Consider the following 21,190-nt stretch of genomic DNA (forward strand, 5'->3'; position numbering starts at 1 on the left):
CTTCGTGCACTGACTGTCGCCCACTGTTTGACCACAACGAACGAAGTGAGTGGCGGGAGTTTGGGCGACGGGCCATGAAACCAGTCAGCGGAGGGCAGTCATTGCCCCGCCAGGGGCAATGACTGCACCGACCGGCGAGCCCCAGACTCCCCGCCCGCGCCTTCCGCGCCAACACAACGAACAGAAACTCAGGGCGTGGCGGTGTGCCACACGCCGTTGAAGCCGTCACCGGTCTTCTCGCCCGGCTTCATGTCCTTGGCCCAGAAGTACAGCGGCTTGCCCTTGAAGGCCCATTGCTTCTTGCCGTCGTCGCGGGTCACGACGCTCCAGTCGCCGTTCGCCTTCGCGGCATCGTCGGCCATCAGCGGCGGCCAGTTGGTCGCGCACGGGCCGTTGCAGACGCTCTTGCCGGCGCCGGCCATGTCGCGGTCGAAGGTGTAGAGCGTCATGCCGTTGGCAGCGCCCACCAGCGCGCCATCGGCGGTCTTCGCAGGCGCCGGGGCGCCCATCATCGACGACATCGTCGAACAGGCGGCCAGCAGCAGCGCGCCAAGCAGCGGAACGAGGGTCTTGGTCTTCATCATCAGGGTCTCCATGGGTGTGAGGATCCCCTGTGTACGCCCGGAAGGGCGTCCCTATTGCAAACCGGGCGATCTATTTCTTCTTCAGCGCCTTGCCCAGCACCTCGACCAGCAGCCCGGTCATGCCGCCCTCATGCACCGCCGCCCGCTCGTTGAGCTGCTGCGCCAGCTCCGACGGCAGCTTGCAGGCGAACGGCACCAGCCCCGCGGCCGCATCGCGGCGGCGCTGCTCGCGCTTGTCGACCGGCACCGCCGCCTCCTGGCCGAAGCGTCCGGGCACCCCGCCCGACTTCATCTGGTTGTTGATCTTCAGGGCCAGGTTCTTGGCCAGGTCGAACTTCTTCTGTGTCATTTCTCAAACTCGAATGCGCGGCGATGTGCGAATTGTCACCCCTGCGGCCATTTGGCAGTGAGTACCTGCCTTGCGTTGGGCGTCGATGCAGATACATTTCCACTGAGACAACTTGTCACCGCTTCGTCCACGTCGTCGCACCGTTCGATGACGTTTGATTACATCTCTGGAGAACCCCGCATGCGCATTTTCCGTCCCGCCCGGCTGTCATCGGTCGTGGCTGCCGCCTCCCTCGTCCTGCTGGCGGCTTGCGGACCGAGTGTCCCGCCCAGCATCAAGATCGGCGTGGCGCAGCCGCTGTCCGGCCCGTCGGCCGCGCGGGGCCAGGATCTGCTGAATGGCGTCAAGATGGCCGCCGACGAGCTGAATGCCGCGGGCTTCAAGGTGGCCGGCAAGGCCGTGAAGATCGAGATCGTCGCCGTTGACGACAAGGCCGACAAGGAAACCGCCAAGAAGGTCGCGCAGGAACTGGTCGACCAGAAGGTCACCGCGGTGATCGGGCACCTGAGCTCGGACATCTCCGAGGTCACGATCCCGATCTACAAGGCCGCCAACATCCCGCAGCTGTACACCTCGTCGGCGGTCGACCTGGCCAAGCAGGGCGACGGCAACACCTTCCGGCTGGTCGCCAACGACGGCCTGCAGGCCAAGGCGATCGGCGGCTACGTCGCCGAGAGCCTGAACGCGACCAACGTCGCGATCATCTTCGAGGACACCGCCTTCGGCCGCCCGATGAGCAAGGACGTGAGCGAGGCGCTCGGCAAGCTCAAGAAGAAGGTCACGATGAACGAGTCGGTCAGCAACAAGACCACCGACTTCGCCGCCTTCGTCGCCAAGGTCAAGGCCACGCCGCCCGACGTGCTGGTGGCCGTGCTGCGCGACAACCAGCTGCTGCCGCTGTTCGAGCAGATGAAGGCCGCCGGCCTGTCGGGCGTGCCGGTGCTGTCGACCAACTCGTCGAAGACCGAAAAGCTCGCCAAGGCGCCGAACGACGTGACCACGCTGTACGTCACCTCCAGCGCGCTGGAGCCGCGCGAGTTCGCGGCCGGCCAGACCTTCCTGAAGAAGTTCCAGACCGTCTTCAAGGCCGATCCGGTGTGGGCCGCCCACTACGCCTATGACGCGATGTACGTGCTCGCCGATGCGATGCGCCGTGCCGACAGCGTCGACTCGGTCAAGCTGCGCGAGAAGCTGCACACCATCGACCCGGTGTCGCCGGTGACCAGCTCGATGCGCTTCACCGCCGACGGCGAACAGGCCTACGGCGCGATCACGGTGTACCGCCGCCGCGACGGCCAGTGGGAACCGCTGATGCGCTCGGACCGCTGGTAAGCCTTCCGAAGCTTCGTCCTGAAAGGGGTCTGGTCTAATCCAGGCCCCTTTTGCTTTTCTGGAAAGCTCGCACCCCGCCATGGCATTGAAAGCCACCATCTACAAGGCCACGATCCAGCTGGCCGACATGGACCGCAATGTCTATGGCGACCACGGCGTGACGATCGCCCGCCACCCGTCGGAGACCGACGAGCGGATGATGATGCGGCTGCTCGCGTTCGCACTGAACGTGCCGGCCGACAACGACAACGGCGCGCTCGAATTCGCGAAAAGCCTGTGGGACACCGACGAGCCCGACCTCTGGCAGAAGGACCTGACCGGCCAGATCATGCAGTGGCTCGAGGTCGGCCAGCCCGACGACAAGCGCCTGATGAAGGCGAGCCCGCGTGCCGAGCGCGTCACGGTGTACAGCTTCAGCCACAGCACGCCGATCTGGTGGGCCGGCATCGCGAACAAGGTCACCCGGGCGCGCAACCTCGCCGTCTGGCAGGTGCCGGCCGAGCAGAGCCAGGCGCTGGCCGCGCTCGCGCAGCGCACGATGCAGCTGCAGGTGACGGTGCAGGACGGCACCGTCTGGGTCGGCGACGGCACGCGCAGCATCGAGGTGACGCCGCAGCGGCTGACTCCCGAGGCCTGAGGCCCTCAGCGTGAATCCGGTGGAAAAAACCGCTCGGGTGCTGGCAGACTCCGGCTGATCATCAGTTCGCCGTTGGAGGAGACCCGACCATGAGCCAACCCGTGCTCGTCACCCACAACCCGGCGCAGCAGCGCTTCGAAGCCACCGTCGATGGCCAGCTCTGCGTGGCCGACTACCGGCTCGCCGGCGACGTCATGCAGATGACGCACACCGAGGTGCCGCCGGCGCTGCAAGGCCGCGGCATCGCCGGCGAGCTGGTCGAGGCCGCCTTCGACCACGCGATGACCGAGAACCTGAAGATCGATCCGCAGTGTTCGTACGTGCGCGCCTACATGGAGCGCCATCCGGAAACCTCGTTCCTGAGGGCATGAACTTGACGTTCCCCATTTCGTCCCGCATCTCCGCCACCCGCCGCCGCCTGCTCGCAGGCACCGTCGGCGCCGTTGCCACTCCCCTGCTGGGCCTGACCGCCACGCCTGCCATGTCGCAAACCCCTGCCTCCTCCGCTGCTGCATCAGCCGCCACCGGCGCCGCTGCCGATCCGTTCGCCTGGCTCGAAGAGGTGCAGGGCGAACGCGCCCTCGCCTGGGTGCGCGAGCGCAACGCCGCATCGCAGAAGGAGCTGACCGCGCGCCCCGAGTTCGCGCCCACCCGCAGCCAGCTGCTCGAGGTGCTGAACGCGAAGGACCGCATTCCGGCCGTCTCGCGCCGCGGCGACTGGCTCTACAACCTGTGGCAGGACGAGAACCACAAGCGCGGCCTGTGGCGGCGCACCACGCTCACCGAGTACCGCAAGGCCGAACCGGCCTGGGACACGGTGATCGACCTCGACGCGCTCGGCGCCGCCGAGAAGGAGAACTGGGTCTGGGGCGGCGCCGCCGTGCTCGGCCCGGACTACCGGCGCTGCCTGGTCTCGCTGTCGCGCGGCGGGGCCGATGCGAAGGTGGTGCGCGAGTTCGACGCCGTCACGAAGCAGTTCGTCAAGGACGGCTTCACGCTGCCCGAGGCCAAGTCCGAGGTCGACTGGCTGGACGAGAACACGATCTACGTCGGCACCGATTTCGGCCCCGGCTCCCTCACCGATTCGGGCTACCCGCRCATCGTCAAGCGCTGGAAGCGCGGCACGCCGCTGGCGGAGGCCGTCACGGTGTTCGAGGGCGAGGCCAAGGACGTGGCGGTGAGCGTCAGCGTCGACCGCACGCCGGGCTTCGAGCGCATCGTCTTCAGCCGCGCGCTCGACTTCTACAACAGCCACCAGTTCCTGCTGAGCGGCGACAAGCTCGTCAAGCTCGACGTGCCGGACGACGCATCGGTGGGCTTCCTGCGCGACACCATCCTGCTGCACCTGCGCAGCGATTTCCAGGCCGGTGCCGAGAAATTCGCGAGCGGCTCATTGGTCTACGGCGACGCGGCCGCGTACCTGCGCGGCGAGCGCAAGCTGCGCGCGCTGTTCACGCCGACGCCCACCCGCTCGCTGTCGGGCTACACCACCACGCGCGACCACGTGCTGCTGAACGTGCTCGACAACGTGGCCGGCAAGCTGGAGCAGTGGCACAAGGGGGCGGATGGCTTCACGCGACGCGAGATCGCCGCGCCCTTCCCCGGCGCGCTGGGCATCAGCAGCCTGCATGACCCGCTGATCAAGAACGACCCGCTGGCCGAGCGCTACCTGCTGACGTACACCGATTTCCTGACGCCCGATTCGCTGTACCTCGCGAGCACCGCGAACGACGACCGCGAGCTGCTGAAATCGCGCAAGGGCCTGTTCGATTCGAAGGGCATGCGCGCCGAGCAGCGCTTCGCGACCTCGAAGGACGGCACCCGCGTGCCCTACTTCGTGGTCTGGCCGCAGGGCGCGAAGGCCGACGGCAGCAACCCGACGCTGCTGTACGGCTACGGCGGCTTCGAGATCTCGCTGAAGCCGTGGTACTCGGGCAGCTTCGGCCGCGCCTGGTACCAGCGCGGCGGCGTGCTGGTGGTGGCCAACATCCGCGGCGGCGGCGAGTTCGGCCCGGCCTGGCACCAGAGCGCGGTGAAGGCGAACAAGCAGCACAGCTACGACGACTTCATCGCGGTCGCCGAAGACCTGGTCGCGCAGAAGATCACCGCGCCGCGCCACCTCGGCATCATGGGCGGCAGCAACGGCGGCCTGCTGGTGGGCGCCACCTTCACGCAGCGCCCCGACCTCTTCAACGCGGTGGTCTGCCAGGTGCCGCTGCTCGACATGCGGCGCTTCCACACGCTGCTGGCGGGCGCCTCGTGGATGGCCGAGTACGGCAACCCCGACGACGCGGCCGAGTGGGCCTTCATCTCGAAGTACAGCCCGTACCAGAACGTGCGCAAGGGCGTGAAGTACCCGAAGGTGCTGTTCACCACCTCGACGCGCGACGACCGGGTGCACCCGGCCCATGCCCGCAAGATGGCGGCGCTGATGCTGTCGCAGGGGCACGAACTGCTGTACTACGAGAACATCGAGGGCGGCCACGGCGGCGCGGCCGACAACGAGCAGCGCGCGCACCTGCAGGCGCTGGAGTACAGCTACCTGTGGCAGCAGCTGGGTCGTTGAGATGGACCCGCGCGCGACCGAGCTGCTGGACTGGTGGTTCGGGCCCGAGCCGGGTGAGATGCGCGCGCTGTGGTTCACGAAGAGCGCGCAGACCGACCAGGAGATCGCCGAGCGCTTCGGCCTGCTGATCGACGAAGCGCTCGCCGGCGGCTTGCGCGATTGGCAGGCGTCGGCCGACGCGGCGCTGGCGCGCATCCTGCTGCTCGACCAGTTCACGCGCAACGTGTTCCGCGACCGCGAGCGCTCGTTTGCCGGCGATGCACTGGCGCTGGCCGCCGCCCGGGCGCTGTGCGACAGCGGGCTCGACCTGGGCCTGCCACCGCTGCGGCGTGCCTTCGCCTACATGCCGTTCGAGCATGCCGAAGACCCGGCCTGCCAGGACGAGGCGGTGGCGCGCTTCACCCGCCTCGCGCTGGAGGCCCCGGTGCTGCAGGGCATGCTGGACTACGCGCACAGGCACCGCGAGGTCATCGCGCGCTTCGGGCGCTTTCCGCACCGCAACGCGATCCTCGGGCGGGCTTCCTCTCCCGAGGAGGCCTTGTTCCTGCAGCAGCCGGGGTCGCGCTTCTAGCCTGCGTTCTAGATCCTGCCCATCAGCAGCAGCACGATCAGGATGATCACGACCAGCCCGAGCCCACCGCTCGGGCCGTAGCCCCAGCTGCGACTGTGCGGCCAGGTCGGCAGCGCGCCGACCAGGATCAGGATCAGGACGATCAACAGGATGGTTCCGAGCGTCATGTGGTGCCCCTTGTTCTGGTGAGTGATTCGAGGCCTCCACGGTAAGGACCGCGCCCGATTTCCCAAGCGGGCCGGAAACGCATCCCGCTGTAGTCGGGCAGCGCCACCGTTTGTCGCCGCTGTCCTACACGCTGGCCCCAGCGTGGTGCGAACTGATGGCAGAATACGCACCTATTCGCCGCATTGGTACATCCGTCATCTTTTTACGATCGCTGCGGGGCTGCAAGCCTTGTTGTTCAACTGACGGAAAGCCGCTTCCATGAAGCTCAATCACCTCAAACTCGGCCAGCGGCTGGGCATGGCCTTCGGGCTCATCCTCGCGATCACCGCGCTCGTGTCGACGATCGGCGTGTGGCGCCTGGAGACGCTGAAGACGGCCAGCCAGGCACTGGCGACCACCGAGATGCAACGCCAGTCGCTGGCGGCGCGCTGGGCCGCCAACATCAACCTGAACTGGGTGCGCACCGCCGCCTCGCTGAAGGCGAGCGATGCCGGCTACATCGAGACGCTGAAGCGCGACATGGACGCGACCTCCACCTCGATCAGCGAGATGCAGAAGAAGCTCGACGAGCTGGTGGAAGACGGCACCGGCAAGCAGCTGATGGCCGACGTGGCGACGCGCCGCGAGGCCTACCGCGTCTCGCGCAGCGCGCTGTTCAAGCGCAAGCAGGCCGGCGACGACGTGGCAGGGCAGGTCGACAAGGAGCTGCAGCCGCTCGCGCAGGAGTACCTGAAGGGCCTGGCCGCTGTCGACGCGTACATGGACGAGCAGCTGGCCGCGAGCCAGGCGCAGACGATGGCGGTGGCCGTGAGCGGCCAGCGCATCCTGGCCGGCGGCGCGGTGTTCGCGGTGCTGGCCGGCCTGCTGCTGGCGGTGCTCGCGACACGCTCGATGACGGGCCCGCTGCACCAGGCGGTCGATTCGGCGCAGGCGATCGCCGGCGGCGATCTGTCGAAGCCCATCCATGCCGAGGGGCGCGACGAATGCGCGCAGCTGCTGGGCGCACTCGGCGGCATGCGCAACCGGTTGTCGGAACTGGTGAGCGACGTGCGGCGCAATGCCGAAGGCGTGGCCACCGCATCGGCCGAGATCGCGCATGCCAACAATGACCTGAGCGGCCGCACCGAGGAGCAGGCGAGCGCGCTGCAGCAGACCGCCGCCGCGATGGACCAGTTGTCGAGCACGGTGCGCATGAATGCCGACAACGCCCGCCAGGCCAACGTGCTGGCGCAGAACGCCTGCGATGTCGCGGCGCAGGGCGGCGACGTGGTCGGCCAGGTGGTCGACACGATGAAGGGCATCAACGACAGCTCGAGGAAGATCGTCGACATCATCGGCGTGATCGACGGCATCGCGTTCCAGACCAACATCCTGGCGCTGAACGCCGCGGTGGAAGCGGCGCGCGCCGGCGAGCAGGGCCGCGGCTTTGCCGTGGTGGCCGGCGAGGTGCGCACGCTGGCACAGCGCAGCGCCGATGCGGCCAAGGAGATCAAGGCGCTGATCTCGACCAGCGTCGAGCGCGTCGAGCAGGGCACGGTGCTGGTGGACCGCGCCGGCACGACCATGCAGGACGTGGTGAACTCGATCCGCCGCGTGACCGACATCGTCGGCGAGATCAGCACCGCGAGCAGCGAGCAGAGCACCGGCGTCTCGCAGATCGGCGAGGCCGTGACGCAGATGGACACGACGACGCAGCAGAACGCCGCGATGGTCGAGCAGGGCGCGGCCGCGGCCGAGAGCCTGAAGGCCCAGGCGCAGGACCTGGTCAACACGGTGGCGGTGTTCAAGCTGGCGGCTTGAACGCCTCGTCGCAGACCTTGGCGTGGCCGTGATCGCGGCTGCGCGCATGGCACAGCACGAGGAAGTCGGTGATGCCCTGCTTCAGCAGCTCGGCGACCATCGCGTCGAGGTGGCCGGCGCCCACCGTCGCGACGGCGCTGAAGCTTGAAGCGATCCGCGGATCCGCCTGCAGGTGCGAGGCGATCGTCTGCGCCATCTTGACGGAGCGGCGGTCGGCGTACTGACGCACCGATTCCTGATAGGCCCAACCCGCGCGGATCCAGTCGTCGACGAGCTTCGCATAGTCGCTGTCGCGGGCGAGCTTCATCAGGAGCCCGCGTTCCTCGACCTCGTCGTCCAGCGCTGCGCTCAAGGCCCCCAGCTCACGGTGGCTCATCGCCGACAACGGACGCCCGTCCGGAGTTTCGTCATGACCGAGAAGTTCAAGCTGGCAGCGCAGCAGCTCACGCGATGCCTCGGTGAATGCCTTCGAGGAACCCTCGGATTTCGCAGACAGGTCGGCGTCGTCCATGCCGATCGTTCCGCCAGGGCGCCCCTTCCCCGGCGGATGGATGCCGCGCCACATCGATCGCTTCTTCGGCACCCGCTCGGGCGGGCACTCGATGAAATGAAAGTCCCCGCCTCGATACAGGAAGCGGACCAGGTCGCCGATCTGCTTCTGGACGTCGGCGTCGTCGTGGTCGGGATCGCCGACCAGGATCACCACGCCATCGAGGGATCGATCGGACCGCCGCTCCAGTGCAGGGCTTTGCCGAAGCGTGAACGCCTGACCGACGAAGCCCGTCAACTCATCGATGCCAGCGTGCCCAGGCAGCCGGTCTGCGCAATCGCCGTTCGTGGCGCACACCTCGTCCTGGGGGCGAGCCTGCTCGACAGGCAGCAGGGTCCAGGAGGGATGCAGCGCATCGTTCCAGGCATCGAGGGTGGCGAGCAATTGCCGCCATCCGTTCGAGAGCCGCGGCACCAGACCCGTGTCGGCCTCCACCACGGCGACGCGCACACCGGCAGCGGCCTGCTGCCGCTTGATGCGTTCGATCATGCGTCTGTGGCGGGTGGCCTTGTCGACGAAGGGCCTGCGAGGCCCCGAGGAAGCCCTGGAACGCCCGGAACCTGCAGGCGGTGCCGTCCACGGCGTTCCTCGGCATGGGGCATCAGCGCCGAAGGATCCGGGCGACTGGCGCCAATGCGTTGCTGTCGAGTTGAAGGATGGAGGCTGCATGACGTGGTGAGTCGCCGCGCCGCGCCGCGGGTTCCATCCCCTGGACGCAGATTTCACCCTTGCCGTCCCAGTGCTTGTGGCACAGCACGAGAGAGTGCTTGACTCTGGCGGCGTGACCTCAGCGGCAGACATCGATCAAGTGGCTGACGGCGCGGGGACAAAGCAGGACGTAGGGATGACCGCTTTTCTGCAACACCTCGGCCATCCGCTGCAGATGGGCGGCGCCCGGCACGGCCACGTAGGCCCGGCGAGGTGACGTGCCTGTCGAGCGATCCGACTGAACGCGGCCCAGGATGATGCGGGTCATGTAATCAGAGCGACGATGCAGGGTCCCGTCGATCAGCTTCTCCAGCGCGAGTTCCTCGCGTTGCAGTTGCTCGGCCAGCACGCGGACCCGTTCGTCGCCAGGATTGCGTCCGGAAAAGCGTTTCTCGTATTCGGTCCGCAGTCCGTCCCTCTGCAGGCGCAGCTCCTCGAGAGTCGCGACGGCGTGGGTCTGGTGGCGGGAAGCTGCTTCCGGGCCCAATCCGAGGACCAGTTGCCCGATCAGTTCACGCAGGGCCTTGGCCACCTGGCCCATCGAGGTCTCGACTTGCAGCCCGAGCTCGAAGTCATCCATGCCCACCGATCCGCCATCCGCGTCCGCTTGCACGACCGGAATCCCGCGCAAATGGTGGTCCAGCTGCCCGCTGCGCAGATAGGGCTCCGGCAGTTCAACGAAGTGCAGGTCGCCGGGCTGCCAGATGCTTTTGACGGCCCGTGTCGCAGCATCGGGCGTGTGGTGGCCATGTTCGCCGATCAGCACGATCAAGCCATCGAGGGACCGGTGCTTGCCGAGGCCGCGGCCGGGAATGAGCTTGTAGTCGTCGGCCACGGCTTGCCGAAGCTCGGCGATCGTCAGATGCCCCGGCGTCATCGTTGAAGTGTTTTCCCTGGAAGCCTCGATGAGGTCGGCTCGCGGCGTGAGGTATCCCGCCGGCAACAGCAGCACGTGGCGGGTCACGCCGTGCGCTGCCAGCGCTTCGACGACGTCCCGGATGTGCCCGAGGCCCAGCGGGGCGACATAGCGCCTGTCGACACCGTCGCGCCGGTCCGCCGAGATCTGGCGTGCGATCAACGCCGCCATGTCCACGGAGCGCTGATGGCTGTTCGCTGCCACTGCGCCCGCGAAGCTGTTCAGGGCCTGCGACACGGCTTGCGTCAGCCGCTCGTACTCGGCACCTTCCATCACCTGCGGCCAGCGCGCCTTGATCTTGCCGAGAACTTCAGCCTCGACCGCCCTCAGCGAGGCCTCGGTCCACGACGGTGGAGGCGTCCACTGCAATGCCTCGCCGCCCGGAAGCTCTCTCACACGACCGATGCAGTGGACGAGGCGATCGATGACCGCCCCGAGCAACCGGTCCCTCAGGTCGGAGTCGGTCTTTCTCTCCGCCCCCACATCGACGAGAACCACACTGCTTCCCGCACCCGCCGCCACGCCGTACGCGATGTTCGAGGCCTGCTGCAATGTTTTCTCGTCGGCCTCGACGAAGAGGATGTCCCGCGCCGGGCCGCTGCGCACGCGGCAGAGGTCGTGCACGACAGACCGGATGCGATCCTGCAGAAGCGGGTCGTGGTGATTGGCATCGGCGACCAGGACCAGCACGCCGGACAGCGAACTGTCTCCGGCCTGTTCCAGCGACGGGCTCGGCGCCATCACCCAATGTGCCGGGTCGACATGCCAGCGCAAGTCGTCGAGCGTCTCGGGAAAGAGGATGCGTGGGGACACGACGGGGCAAACCGACCCGGCCTCTGCCGCGCCGGCCACCGGCAGGCCGATCTGCAGGACGCCGTTGTGCAGCACCGCGCCCACCTGGCGCTGAGCGCGGCGGATCGCCTCGAGCATCGCCTGGTGCCGGCCCTGCTGCCGCTGCGCCGTGCCGGGTGCCGTCAGCCATCGCCATGCGCCGGACACCCTCGCCGACCACCACTCGCCCACCATCTGCCCATACGTCGGTGTCGCTGTCAGCGTCGCCTGCGCCTTCGTGCGCGCCTGCCGCGCCGCGCGAACAACCCCCTGTCGTTGCCACGGCACCGGGTCGAGTGGCAGCCGGGTGCCCGGGTGGATCGATGACAGCGGGCAGGTGCCGCCGCTGCCTTGCAAGGCAAGGGTCGTGTTGTGCATCGCACTGGGTGACCGGACTCGACGCAAAGGTTCCGGCTTCGGCATTCGGCATGCCCCATGAAAAAGGCCCTGCCGCGGTCAGCGGCAGGGCCTTCGCACGACACCGCTCCGATCAGAAGCGGTAGCCGACGAACACCGCCGTGGTCAGCGGGTCCAGCTTGATGTCGAGCGTCTGCCCTGTCGACAAGGTCGTGGTCGTCTTCAGGAAAGTCTTCAGCACCGTCGCATCGACGAACCAGTGCTCGTCGAAGCTGTAGCTCGCGCCGACCTGGATCGTCGGGGCGAACTTCGAATCGACCTTCAAGGTGGTCGGGTTGGCACTCGATCCGCCGGTCAGGCCGGTCAGCGTCGCGGTGCCCTTCTCCTTGTAGAACTTCGCGTAGGTGATGCCGGCGCCCACGTACGGGCGGAACGGCGAGCTCGCTTCCAGGAAGCGGTACTGCCCCATCAGCGTGATCGGCAGCGCCTTGGTCTCGCCGATCTTGCCGACGCCGGCGATCGCGCCGTCACCGTTGATGTCGTGCTTGAACGGCATCGACAGCGGCAGGTCGATCGCGAAGTTGTCGGTCCACATGTAGGTGATGCCGCCGCCGAACTGGGTGCTCGAGTCGACATCGGCCTTGGTGCCGGGGAAGGCCGGCGCGCTCAGGTCGCCGCTGTCGACCTTCGGGTCGATGCGCACCGCACCGGCCCGCACCAGCCACGAGCCGGCGGATTGCGCGCTCGCCGCGCCGCTGGCGAACAGGCCGGCCACGCAGCCTGCCAGCGCGATGCACTTGAATGTCTTGTTCATGGTTCTTGTTCCTTCATGCATCCGGGTTTACAGCCAGCCCTTGGTGGCCAGGCTGCGCGCGATCAGCTGGGCGAGCAGCTGGTGGGCGTACGGCGTCGGGTGGAAGCCGTCGGAGAAGGCGTAGCTCTTCCACCAGTTCGGGTCGGTCACGCCGGTCGGCGGTGCCGCCGACACCGCGGTGGCGGTACAGGTCGGGAAGCTGTAGACCGGCAGGCCGTCCGCGCCGACACCGGTGGGCGGGCAGACCGGCGTGGTCACGTTGGTCAGGCTGTACTGCGCCGGGATCGCCACTTCCTCGTTGAACGAGGTGTAGAAGTCGATCACGACCACCTTGCCGTTGCCGGCGTAGTGCGTGTCGAGCGCGCCGTTGAAGGCCTGGATCCAGCTCTTGAACAGGCCCTCGGCCTGCCCGCGTGCAGCAGCACCTCCGTCGGTCGCTCCGCCCTGCACTGCCTTGGCTGCAATCGAACCCAGCACCAGCTGGAAGCGCGGCGTGTTCGTGATGCCGGGCATGTTCAGCACGGCCACGTAGTTCGCGCCCTTCGCCAGGACGTTGGCATCGATGGCCGCGCTGAATTGCGCCGAAACCGCCGCCATGTACATGCCACCCAGCTTCGCCAGGCCCGCGGCACCCGCCGCCGCCTCGGTGTCCACCGTGGTCGCGTCCAGCACCGTCTTCAGCAGCGCCAGGTAGCTCGCGCCGCCATCGGTGCCGGCCCGCAGGTAGGCGCCCACGAGGTCGGCCGCGTCATTGCCGCCGCCATCGACCAGTGCCAGTTCGCTGGCACCGATGTTGGCCGTCGCGGTCGCGTCCTTCATCTGCTGGATCACCGACAGCTGCGAGGTGGGCGCCGTGTAGTTGTTGATCCGGCTGCCGGCGATCGCGTAGTTGGTGCACCCGGTCTTCGTGGTGTTCGGCGTGAAGGTGGTGGCACCCGTCGCCGTGTAGTAGTTGCACATCGATGTGATGCCGTAGCTCAGCGCGACGCGCTCCGGAAACACCAGCGAGTCGGTACCCTGCACCGTCGCCTTGAAGCCGAAGGTGCCCGAGTCGGCCAGGCTGTCGCCCATGACCTTCACCGAGGTGATGTTGACCTTGGCCGTCGTGTCGCTGCCGCCGCCGCCGCAAGCGGCCACCAGTGCCGCCGCGYCGAGCGCGACGACATTGCGTTTCCATTGATGCATCCGTGTCTCCTGCTTCCCAGTCATGAATCCAGCCGAGGCTGAGGGGAACGCCGCGCAAATCAGCACGACCGTTCGTTTTTTCGATCAGCGCGGATGTTAGGGGCGGAGCAATACCCGAGGACTGCTGGAAAGCCCGGATTCCCCCTCGAAAAATGCATGGTTTGTTCGGTTTGCGTCTGTGTGCGCAAAGGTCTACGCAAGCCCGGATTCGCGCTCCTGCTCCTGCAAGACCCGCCACAGCACCTTCCCCGCCCCCGACTTCGGCAGGCTGTCGGCGAAGTTCACCAGGCGCGGCGCCTTGTACGCCGCCATGTGGTCGCGCGCCCAATCGACGATGTCCTGTTCGCGCGTCACGCCGCGCGCCTCGGCGCGCAGCACCACCACCGCCTTCACCGTCTCGCCGCGGTAGGCATCGCGCGCCGAGATCACGCAGGCCTCCTGCACCGCCGGGTGCCTGTAGAGCAGCGCCTCCACCTCGGCCGGCCACACCTTGAAGCCGCTCGCGTTGATCATCCGCTTCAGCCGGTCGGTGATGAAGAAATAGCCCTCGTCGTCCATGCGCCCCAGGTCGCCGGTGCGGAAGAAGCGCCGGCCCTCGATCTCGACGAAGGCCGCCTGCGTCGCCTCCGGATGCCGCCAGTAGCCCTGGAACACCATCGGCCCGTGCGTGACGATCTCGCCCACCTCGCCGACCGGCATCTCCTGCAGCGTGACGGGGTCCACCACGCGCGAGTCGACGCCGAAGATCGGGATGCCCAGGCACTGCAGCTTCGCGCGCTCGGGCGGGTTCGCATGGCTCGGCGCCGCGGTCTCGGTCAGCCCGTAGCCTTCGGCGAAGGTCAGCCCGAACTCCGCCTGCAGCCGCTCGGCCACCGCCTGCGGCATCGCCGCGCCGCCGCCGCTCAGGTAGCGCAGGCTCGACAGGTCGAAGCTCCTGTAATTGGGGCTGCCGAACAGGTCGATGATCATCGTCGGGATGCAGGTCCAGTGCGTCGGCCGGTGGCGCGAGATCAGCCGGCCCGCAAGCTCGCGGTCCCAGCGCGGCATCAACACCGTCGTGCTGCCGTTCCAGACCGGCCCGAGCACGCCGTAGACCATGCCGGTGATGTGGAACATCGGCACCACGCCCAGGCTCACCGTCTCGGCGCCGGCATTGCCCCAGCAGCCGCCCACCGTGTTCGCCATCAGCGTGCGGTGCGTGTGCATGCAGCCCTTCGGCAGCCCGGTGGTGCCCGAGGTGTAGGGCAGCAGCGCGAGATCGTCCGGCTGCGCGGTGTGCGGCCCGGGCACGTGGCGCCGAGCGAGCGCATCGGTCCAGCGGGTGTAGCGCTCCGACGTTGCTTGCGTGGCGTCAGGCAGCGGCGGGTCGGCGCGCAGCCAGGCCTCCATCGCCGGGGGCGGGGCGATGGCGGCGTCGATCACGTCGGGCAGCGCATCGGCGTACCGCACCACCAGCACATCCCGCAGTCGCTGCGCCTCGGGCAGCGCGGCATTCGCCTGCGCGACGAAGCCGCTCAGGTCGGGGCTGCAGATCGCGACGCGCGCCTCGGGGTCGGTGATGTAGTGGCCGAACTCCTCGGCCTTGTTCATCGGGTTGACCGGCACGACAACGGCGTTCGCGCGCAGGATGCCGTAGTACGCCGCCACGTACTGCGGGCAGTTCTGCAGGTACAGCGCGACGCGGTCGCCGGCCTGCACGCCGGCCTGCTGCAGCCAGCCGGCCACCTGCTCCGCCTGCTCGCGCAGCGTGCGGAAATCGAGCGCCCGGCCGAAGAACAGGTAGGCCGGCTTGTCCGGAAATCGCTGCGCGGCCACCTCGAGGTTGAACCACAGCGTGGTCGACGGGATCGCCAGTGCACGCGGGAGGCGGCGCGGCCAGACCTTGTGGTGCGGGCGCTCTGGAACTTCAGGCAACGGGTTCACGGCAGACCTCTCCTGGAGACCGGCAAGGTATACCGCGCCGCGCCGGCAAGGCCTACGGAACCAACCCGCAGCCACGGTGTCACCCGCGCGACAGCGCAGCGGCGGATCGGGAACGCCGTTTGCCCGCCCGTCGCACCACTCACGGGGAGACTCTCATGGCGAACTGGCGATCGGCGATCGGATGGATGGTCCTGCGCAGCGGCTTGCTGCTCGCCGGCTGCGGCGGAGGCAGCGGCGACACGGCCACACCCGACAGTGACGCCCGCGTCGAAGCCAAGGCCGACGCCGGCGCGGCGACCGAAGGGCCCCAGGTGGCCGATGTCACCGCCGCCGACACGCAGCCGCCGACGCTGGTGCTGAACACGCCGGCCAACCTGGCCGCCAACCTGACCGGCCGCATCGACATCACCGCCGACGCGACCGATGACGTCGGCATCGCCGGCGTCGAGTTCCAGATCGACGGCGCACTGTGGGGCGACGACGACACGAATGCGCCCTACATGACCAGCATCACGACGACCCGCCTCACGACCGGGCAGCACGTGATCCGCGCCCGCGCCCGCGACACTTCGAACAACCGCTCCGCGTGGGTCACGCGCACCGTGCAGTTCGGCAACGACGTGCAGGTGCCCGAGGGCTTCGCGAAGACGGCCCTGGTCGGAGGGCTGACCGCCGCGACGGCGTTCGCGCAGGCGCCCGACGGCCGCATCTTCGTCACCGAGCAGGCGGGCACGGTGCGCGTGATCAAGAACGGCGTGCTGTTGCCGACGCCGTTCGCGACGCTGGCCAACATCAGCTCGGGCGGCGAGCGCGGGCTGGTCGGCATCACGCTGCACCCGGACTTCGCGACCAACGGCTGGGTGTACGTGTACTACACCGCCACCGACGGCGGCACGCACAACCGCATCAGCCGCTTCACCGCGAACGGCGACGTGGCCGCCGGCCCGCCGACCGCGCTGTTCGGCCTGCCGACGCTCACCTCGACCATGCACAACGGCGGTGCGATGCATTTCGGCCCCGATGGCAAGCTGTACGTGGGCGTCGGCGACAACGGGCTCGGCGCGCCGGCGCAGGATCGCAACAGCCTGTTCGGCAAGCTGCTGCGCCTGAACGACGACGCCACCATCCCGACCGACAACCCGTACTACGCGACCAACATCGGCAACGCGCGCGCGGTGTGGGCGATCGGCTTGCGCAACCCGTTCACCTTCGCGGTCCGCCCGAGCGACGGCCGCATCCACATCAACGACGTCGGCCAGAACACCTGGGAGGAGATCGACGTCGGCGCCGCCGGCGCCAACTACGGCTGGCCGAACTCCGAGGGGCCCGACAACATCACCGCCGGCGTCACCGCCCCGCTGTTCACCTACCGCCACACCGTTGCCACGCCGCCGGGCAGCGCCGTCGGTGGCTTCATCATCGGCCGGTGCATCGCCGGTGGCGCGTTCTACCCGGTGGGCGGCGGCTTCGCGGCCCTCTTCCCGGCGCGCTTCCAGGGCAACTACTTCTTCGCCGATTTCACGACGCACGAGATCAGCCGCGTCGACCTTGCGAACGGCAACGCCGTCTATGCCTTCGCGAAGACGGTCGGCGAACCGGTCGACATGCGCGTGGCCACCGACGGGGCGCTGCTGGTGCTGACGCGCAACAACATCGTGCGCATTGCGCCGACCTGAGCGCATGCCAGGGGGCGACCGATACCGTTTTGCGATCGATCACCGCCGCCGCTGCAGCGCGGGCGAATGGCGGACACAATGCGCGACATTGCTTGCGGCGGTGACACAAACCGGCGCGGGACGGACACCCCGCGCCATGCCACAAGCACGTCATTGCAAGCACGCACACGCGACCCGAGGATCCCCATGGCTGCACTTCCTTCTTCCCTGCTGTACACGACCCGGCTGGCCGCCCTGGCCGCCAGCCTGCTGCTCGCCGCATGCGGCGGCAGCGGCGGCGACACCCCCGCGAACCCACCGCCGGCCGGCAACCCGCCAGCCGCGCAAATCGACAGCCCTGCCGCAGGCGCCACCTTCGCGGCCGGCGACACCCTGACCTTCACCGGCAGCGCCAACGATCCGGAAGACGGCACGCTGCCCGCGAGTTCGCTCACCTGGTGGGCCGACCTGCACCACGACACCCACAACCATCCGTTCCAACAGGCGACCACCGGCGCGAGCGGCACGGTGACCATTCCGGTGCGCGGCGAGACCTCGTCGAACATCTGGTACCGATTCCACCTGAAGGCCACCGATTCGGCCGGACGCACCACCGAGGTGACGCGCGACGTGCAGCCGCGCAAGGCGCAGGTCACGCTCGCGACCGTGCCCACCGGGCTGGCGCTGACGATCGACGGCCAGCCGGTGACCGGGCCCAACACCTTCACCGGCGTGGTCGGCATCGAGCGCGACATCGGCGCCGCCGCGCAGGTGTTGAACGGCCGCAACTACGGCTTCAAGACCTGGAGCGACGGCGGCATCGCGACGCACACGATCTCGACCCCGGCCGCCGACACCACCTACACCGCGACCTTCGAAGACCTCGGCGCGGCCACCAACCAGCCGCCGACGGTGACGCTCGCGGCCGCCGCCACCGGCGTCGTCGGCACCGCGATGACGCTGACGGCCACCGCGGCCGATCCGGACGGCACGGTCGCGAAGGTCGAGTTCCTCGACGGCGGCACGCTGCTGAACACCGACACGGCGGCGCCGTTCGCCTTCTCGTGGACGCCCGCCACGGCAGGCGCGCATTCGCTGACCGCGCGAGCAACCGACAACACCGGTGCGGCGACCACCAGCACCGCCGTCGCCGTGACCGTCACGACCCCGCAAGGCCCTGACACGCAGGTGCCGACCATCGCGATCGCCTCGCCGGCCAACTTGGCGACCAACCTGACCGGCACGCTGAACATCACCACCACCGTGACCGACAACGTCGGCGTCGTCGGGGTCGAGTTCCAGTTCGACGGCGCGGCGCTCGGTGCCGAGGACACGACAGCGCCGTTCAGCGCGAGCGTCGTCACCGCCAACCACGCGAGCGGCCAGCACGTGATCCGGGCGCGCGCCCGCGATGCCGCCGGCAACGTCTCCGACTGGACCAGCGCCACCGTCAAGTTCGGCGGCAACGTCGCGCTGCCGCAGGGCTTCACGAAGAACGAGTCGTGGGTCGACGGCCTGACCAGCGCGACCGCGTTCGCGCAGGCACCGGACGGCCGCCTGTTCGTCGCCGAGCAGGGCGGCACGCTGCGCGTCGTGAAGAACGGCGTGCTGCAGCCGCAGGCCTTCGTGACGCTGACGGTCGATTCGCAGGGCGAGCGCGGGCTGATCGGCGTTGCGCTGCACCCGAATTTCGCGACCAACGGTTATGTCTACGTCTATCACACGACCACGCAGAACGGCACGCACAACCGCATCACGCGCTACACCGCCGCCGGCGATGTCGCGGCCCCCGGCAATCCGACCGTGATCTTCAACCTGCCGGCCCTGTCGGCCGCGACCAACCACAACGGCGGCGCGATGCACTTCGGCAACGACGGCAAGCTGTACGTCGGCGTCGGCGACAACGCGCGCGGTTCGCCGGCGCAGGACAAGACCATGCTGTGGGGCAAGCTGCTGCGCCTGAACGACGACGGCACGATCCCGACCGACAACCCGTTCTATGCGGCGAGCAACGGCGCGGACTTCGGCGCGGTGTGGGCCTACGGCCTGCGCAACCCGTTCACGTTCGCCGTGCGCCCGACGGACGGCCGCATCCACATCAACGATGTCGGCGAGGTGACCTGGGAAGAGGTCAACGTCGGCACGGCCGGCGCGAACTACGGCTGGCCGGGCTCCGAGGGCAACGAGCGCGTGACTGCCGGCCTCACCGGGCCGCTGTTCACCTACAAGCACAGCGCGACCAACCCCGAGGGCAACGGCCCGGGTGGCTTCTTCGTCGGCCAGTGCATTGCCGGCGGCACCTTCTACCCGGCCGGCGGCAACTTCCCGGCGATGTACCGCGGCAGCTATTTCTTTGCGGACTACGTGGCGCACACGGTGGGCCGCATCGACCTCGTGAACGGCAACGCCGCCTATGCCTTCGCGAAGCTCGACGGCGACCCGGTCGACATGCTGACCGGTGCCGACGGGGCGCTGTACATCCTGCGGCGCGGTGGGATCGTGAAGATCTCGGCGCCCTGAGGTCGGGTTCCTGCTGACTGGCGTCGGCGCGGAAGGCGCGTGCGGGGGGGCTGTGGCCCGCCGGCCGCGCCTTTGCTTGCGCAGACCTGTGCAAGCCGGTCCCGGATTCGCATCCGGGCTACAGGTCACGCGGCCGGCAGCGTCTTCGTGAACAGCGTCGAACCGGTCAAGTCCTTCAGGTTCACCGTGAACGCCTTGGTCTTCGCGTCGATGTCGACCTGCCCGAAGAACTGGTAGCCCTCGCTCGGCGCCACGTTCTGCGACGGTGGCGCCTTCTCGTAGACCACCTGCACGCCGAAGGTGGCATCGGGCTTGTTCGGCCCGAAGCTGCCGGCGTTCAGCGGGCCGGAGATGAACTCCCAGAATGGCAGGAAATCGCTGAACTTCGCCTTGCGCGGGTCGTAGAAATTGGCCGCCGTGTAGTGCACGTCGGCGGTCAGCCAGACGATGTTCTTGATGTTGGCCCGCTTGATCTCGCGCAGCAGCCGCGCGATCTCGAGCTCGCGGCCGAGCGGCACGCCATCGTCGCCGTTGGCGATCGCCTCCCACTTGTCACGGCCCTGCGCATCCTTGCCGTCGGGCACCTGCACGCCGATCGGCATGTCGGCGGCGATCACCTTCCAGGTCGCCTTCGAGCGCTTCAGCCCGTCGAGCAGCCACGCGATCTGCGGGCGGCCCATGAAGGCGCTGTCCGGCGCTTCCTCGGTCTGCAGGTTGGCGCTGTTGGCGCCGCGGTAGCTGCGCATGTCGACGACGAACACGTCGAGCAGCGGCCCCTGCGGCAGGTGGCGGTACACGCGCTCGCTCTCGGCATCCGGGCCGCGACGCAGCGGCGCGTACTCGAGGAAGGCACGGCTCGCGCGCGCCACCAGCAGCGGCACGTTCTTCTCGGTGTAGCGCGCGTCGCCCGACACGTCCTTCGAATCCGACCAGTTGTTGCTGACCTCGTGGTCGTCCCACTGCCAGATCTGCGGCACCTCGGCCGACAGGCGGCGGATGTTCGCGTCCAGCAGGTTGTAGCGGTAGCGCCCGCGGTATTCGTTCAGCGTCTCGGCGACCTTGCTGACTTCCTCGGTGACCAGGTTGTTCCAGGTCGAGCCGTCGGGCAGCTTCACCTGCGCCGGGATCGGCCCGTCGGCATAGATGGTGTCGCCGCTGTGCAGGAAGAAGTCCGGGTTCACGCGGCGGATCTGCTCGTAGATCTTCATGCCGCCCCAGGCCTCGTTGATGCCGAAGCCCTGCCCTGCCGTGTCGCCGCTCCACGCGAAGCGCACGTCGCGCAGCGGCTTGCCGCCCGGGGCGGCCGGCAGCCGCAGGTGGCCCGGCATCGGCTCGGACAGCACGCGCTCGTTGTGCAGGTCCTGCAGCACGACGCGGTAGAACACCTCCTGGCCGGCCGGCAGGCCGCTCAGGTCGAGGCGGCCGGTGAAATCGGAGTCTTCCAGCAGGTGGGGCCCGCGCACGCGGTTCAGGTTCGCGAAGCTCGCGGTGCTCGACCACTCGACCCACATGCGGGCCGGCCGGTCGCTGCGCGTCCAGACGATCGCGCTGTCGGCCCGTGCATCGCCCGACTGCACGCCGGACGGAAACTGCGGGCGCATCGCATCGCGCGTGACCACGGCAGGCGCCGTCTGGGCCTGCGACCACGCCGGCACGGCACCTCCACCCGCCAACAGCAGGGCATTCGACAAGAAGATCCGGCGGTCCATTCGATCCATCCTCGG

17 protein-coding genes are annotated in these 21,190 nt (G+C 68.4%); 8 read left to right on the top strand and 9 right to left on the bottom strand.

Annotated features, from left to right (window positions below):
- Positions 1-188: 188 nt before the first annotated feature.
- Positions 189-584, bottom strand: a complete 396-nt coding sequence (locus AC1DXV_RS12195) for a COG4315 family predicted lipoprotein (protein WP_477867797.1) — start codon at positions 582-584, stop codon at positions 189-191.
- Between the two features lie 70 nt (positions 585-654).
- Entirely contained in the window at positions 655-933 is a 279-nt protein-coding gene (locus AC1DXV_RS12200) for a hypothetical protein (RefSeq protein ID WP_477867799.1), read from the bottom strand.
- 180 nt (positions 934-1,113) lie between these two features.
- On the opposite strand from AC1DXV_RS12200, the gene AC1DXV_RS12205 reads away from it, so the two are divergent.
- The 5 genes from AC1DXV_RS12205 (at position 1,114) to AC1DXV_RS12225 (ending at position 6,039) form a co-directional block, all read left to right on the top strand.
- Positions 1,114-2,265: a branched-chain amino acid ABC transporter substrate-binding protein gene (locus AC1DXV_RS12205; RefSeq protein ID WP_477867801.1), complete on the top strand. Its 1,152-nt coding sequence runs from the start codon at positions 1,114-1,116 to the stop codon at positions 2,263-2,265.
- Between the two features lie 79 nt (positions 2,266-2,344).
- On the top strand, positions 2,345-2,902 hold the full coding sequence (locus tag AC1DXV_RS12210; RefSeq protein ID WP_477867803.1) for a YaeQ family protein: 558 nt from the start codon (positions 2,345-2,347) through the stop codon (positions 2,900-2,902).
- A gap of 89 nt (positions 2,903-2,991) precedes the next feature.
- Positions 2,992-3,273: a GNAT family N-acetyltransferase gene (locus AC1DXV_RS12215; protein ID WP_465113160.1), complete on the top strand. Its 282-nt coding sequence runs from the start codon at positions 2,992-2,994 to the stop codon at positions 3,271-3,273.
- Positions 3,274-3,383: 110 nt separating this feature from the next.
- The gene (locus AC1DXV_RS12220) at positions 3,384-5,468 is read left to right on the top strand and encodes a prolyl oligopeptidase family serine peptidase (protein ID WP_477933776.1); all 2,085 of its coding nucleotides are present in this window, start codon (positions 3,384-3,386) and stop codon (positions 5,466-5,468) included.
- Between the two features lies 1 nt (position 5,469).
- Complete coding sequence (locus AC1DXV_RS12225) at positions 5,470-6,039, top strand: DUF924 family protein (RefSeq protein WP_477867807.1); 570 nt, start codon at positions 5,470-5,472, stop codon at positions 6,037-6,039.
- An 8-nt stretch (positions 6,040-6,047) separates the two neighbouring features.
- Here AC1DXV_RS12225 and AC1DXV_RS12230 read toward each other — a convergent pair whose 3' ends face one another.
- Complete coding sequence (locus AC1DXV_RS12230) at positions 6,048-6,206, bottom strand: DUF3309 family protein (RefSeq protein ID WP_047587341.1); 159 nt, start codon at positions 6,204-6,206, stop codon at positions 6,048-6,050.
- 259 nt (positions 6,207-6,465) lie between these two features.
- Here AC1DXV_RS12230 and AC1DXV_RS12235 point away from each other — a divergent pair, with 259 nt between their 5' ends.
- Positions 6,466-8,007 carry a methyl-accepting chemotaxis protein gene (locus AC1DXV_RS12235; protein ID WP_477868329.1) on the top strand — a complete coding sequence of 514 codons (1,542 nt, stop codon included), beginning with the start codon at positions 6,466-6,468 and terminating at the stop codon, positions 8,005-8,007.
- On the opposite strand, the gene AC1DXV_RS12240 is transcribed toward AC1DXV_RS12235, so the two are convergent.
- The 5 genes from AC1DXV_RS12240 to AC1DXV_RS12260 form a co-directional block, all read right to left on the bottom strand.
- The gene (locus tag AC1DXV_RS12240) at positions 7,991-9,046 is read right to left on the bottom strand and encodes a hypothetical protein (RefSeq protein ID WP_477868330.1); all 1,056 of its coding nucleotides are present in this window, start codon (positions 9,044-9,046) and stop codon (positions 7,991-7,993) included. The genes AC1DXV_RS12235 and AC1DXV_RS12240 overlap by 17 nt on opposite strands.
- A gap of 298 nt (positions 9,047-9,344) precedes the next feature.
- The gene (locus AC1DXV_RS12245) at positions 9,345-11,390 is read right to left on the bottom strand and encodes a hypothetical protein (RefSeq protein ID WP_477933765.1); all 2,046 of its coding nucleotides are present in this window, start codon (positions 11,388-11,390) and stop codon (positions 9,345-9,347) included.
- Positions 11,391-11,502: 112 nt separating this feature from the next.
- Entirely contained in the window at positions 11,503-12,183 is a 681-nt protein-coding gene (locus AC1DXV_RS12250) for an OmpW/AlkL family protein (RefSeq protein WP_477933767.1), read from the bottom strand.
- A gap of 27 nt (positions 12,184-12,210) precedes the next feature.
- Entirely contained in the window at positions 12,211-13,368 is a 1,158-nt protein-coding gene (locus tag AC1DXV_RS12255; RefSeq protein WP_477933769.1) for an SGNH/GDSL hydrolase family protein, read from the bottom strand.
- Between the two features lie 192 nt (positions 13,369-13,560).
- Complete coding sequence (locus AC1DXV_RS12260; RefSeq protein WP_477933771.1) at positions 13,561-15,291, bottom strand: long-chain fatty acid--CoA ligase; 1,731 nt, start codon at positions 15,289-15,291, stop codon at positions 13,561-13,563.
- A 155-nt stretch (positions 15,292-15,446) separates the two neighbouring features.
- Here AC1DXV_RS12260 and AC1DXV_RS12265 point away from each other — a divergent pair, with 155 nt between their 5' ends.
- Together AC1DXV_RS12265 and AC1DXV_RS12270 are read left to right on the top strand one after the other, a co-directional pair.
- Positions 15,447-16,967 carry a PQQ-dependent sugar dehydrogenase gene (locus AC1DXV_RS12265; protein ID WP_477865551.1) on the top strand — a complete coding sequence of 507 codons (1,521 nt, stop codon included), beginning with the start codon at positions 15,447-15,449 and terminating at the stop codon, positions 16,965-16,967.
- Positions 16,968-17,153: 186 nt separating this feature from the next.
- Positions 17,154-19,466: a PQQ-dependent sugar dehydrogenase gene (locus AC1DXV_RS12270; RefSeq protein ID WP_477865550.1), complete on the top strand. Its 2,313-nt coding sequence runs from the start codon at positions 17,154-17,156 to the stop codon at positions 19,464-19,466.
- A gap of 125 nt (positions 19,467-19,591) precedes the next feature.
- On the opposite strand, the gene AC1DXV_RS12275 is transcribed toward AC1DXV_RS12270, so the two are convergent.
- The gene (locus tag AC1DXV_RS12275; protein ID WP_477865549.1) at positions 19,592-21,175 is read right to left on the bottom strand and encodes an alkaline phosphatase D family protein; all 1,584 of its coding nucleotides are present in this window, start codon (positions 21,173-21,175) and stop codon (positions 19,592-19,594) included.
- Positions 21,176-21,190 lie beyond the last annotated feature (15 nt).

The sequence above is a fragment of the Rhizobacter sp. P3_C12 genome, from assembly GCF_056402735.1.

Bases quoted from the DNA above. Each gene is read 5' to 3' on its own strand.
- AC1DXV_RS12195 (WP_477867797.1), bottom strand. From the start codon at position 584: ATGATGAAGACCAAGACCCTCGTTCCGCTGCTTGGCGCGCTGCTGCTG.
- AC1DXV_RS12200 (WP_477867799.1), bottom strand. From the start codon at position 933: ATGACACAGAAGAAGTTCGACCTGGCCAAGAACCTGGCCCTGAAGATC.
- AC1DXV_RS12205 (WP_477867801.1), top strand. From the start codon at position 1,114: ATGCGCATTTTCCGTCCCGCCCGGCTGTCATCGGTCGTGGCTGCCGCC.
- AC1DXV_RS12210 (WP_477867803.1), top strand. From the start codon at position 2,345: ATGGCATTGAAAGCCACCATCTACAAGGCCACGATCCAGCTGGCCGAC.
- AC1DXV_RS12215 (WP_465113160.1), top strand. From the start codon at position 2,992: ATGAGCCAACCCGTGCTCGTCACCCACAACCCGGCGCAGCAGCGCTTC.
- AC1DXV_RS12225 (WP_477867807.1), top strand. From the start codon at position 5,470: ATGGACCCGCGCGCGACCGAGCTGCTGGACTGGTGGTTCGGGCCCGAG.
- AC1DXV_RS12230 (WP_047587341.1), bottom strand. From the start codon at position 6,206: ATGACGCTCGGAACCATCCTGTTGATCGTCCTGATCCTGATCCTGGTC.
- AC1DXV_RS12235 (WP_477868329.1), top strand. From the start codon at position 6,466: ATGAAGCTCAATCACCTCAAACTCGGCCAGCGGCTGGGCATGGCCTTC.
- AC1DXV_RS12240 (WP_477868330.1), bottom strand. From the start codon at position 9,046: ATGATCGAACGCATCAAGCGGCAGCAGGCCGCTGCCGGTGTGCGCGTC.
- AC1DXV_RS12245 (WP_477933765.1), bottom strand. From the start codon at position 11,390: ATGCACAACACGACCCTTGCCTTGCAAGGCAGCGGCGGCACCTGCCCG.
- AC1DXV_RS12250 (WP_477933767.1), bottom strand. From the start codon at position 12,183: ATGAACAAGACATTCAAGTGCATCGCGCTGGCAGGCTGCGTGGCCGGC.
- AC1DXV_RS12265 (WP_477865551.1), top strand. From the start codon at position 15,447: ATGGCGAACTGGCGATCGGCGATCGGATGGATGGTCCTGCGCAGCGGC.
- AC1DXV_RS12270 (WP_477865550.1), top strand. From the start codon at position 17,154: ATGGCTGCACTTCCTTCTTCCCTGCTGTACACGACCCGGCTGGCCGCC.
- AC1DXV_RS12275 (WP_477865549.1), bottom strand. From the start codon at position 21,175: ATGGACCGCCGGATCTTCTTGTCGAATGCCCTGCTGTTGGCGGGTGGA.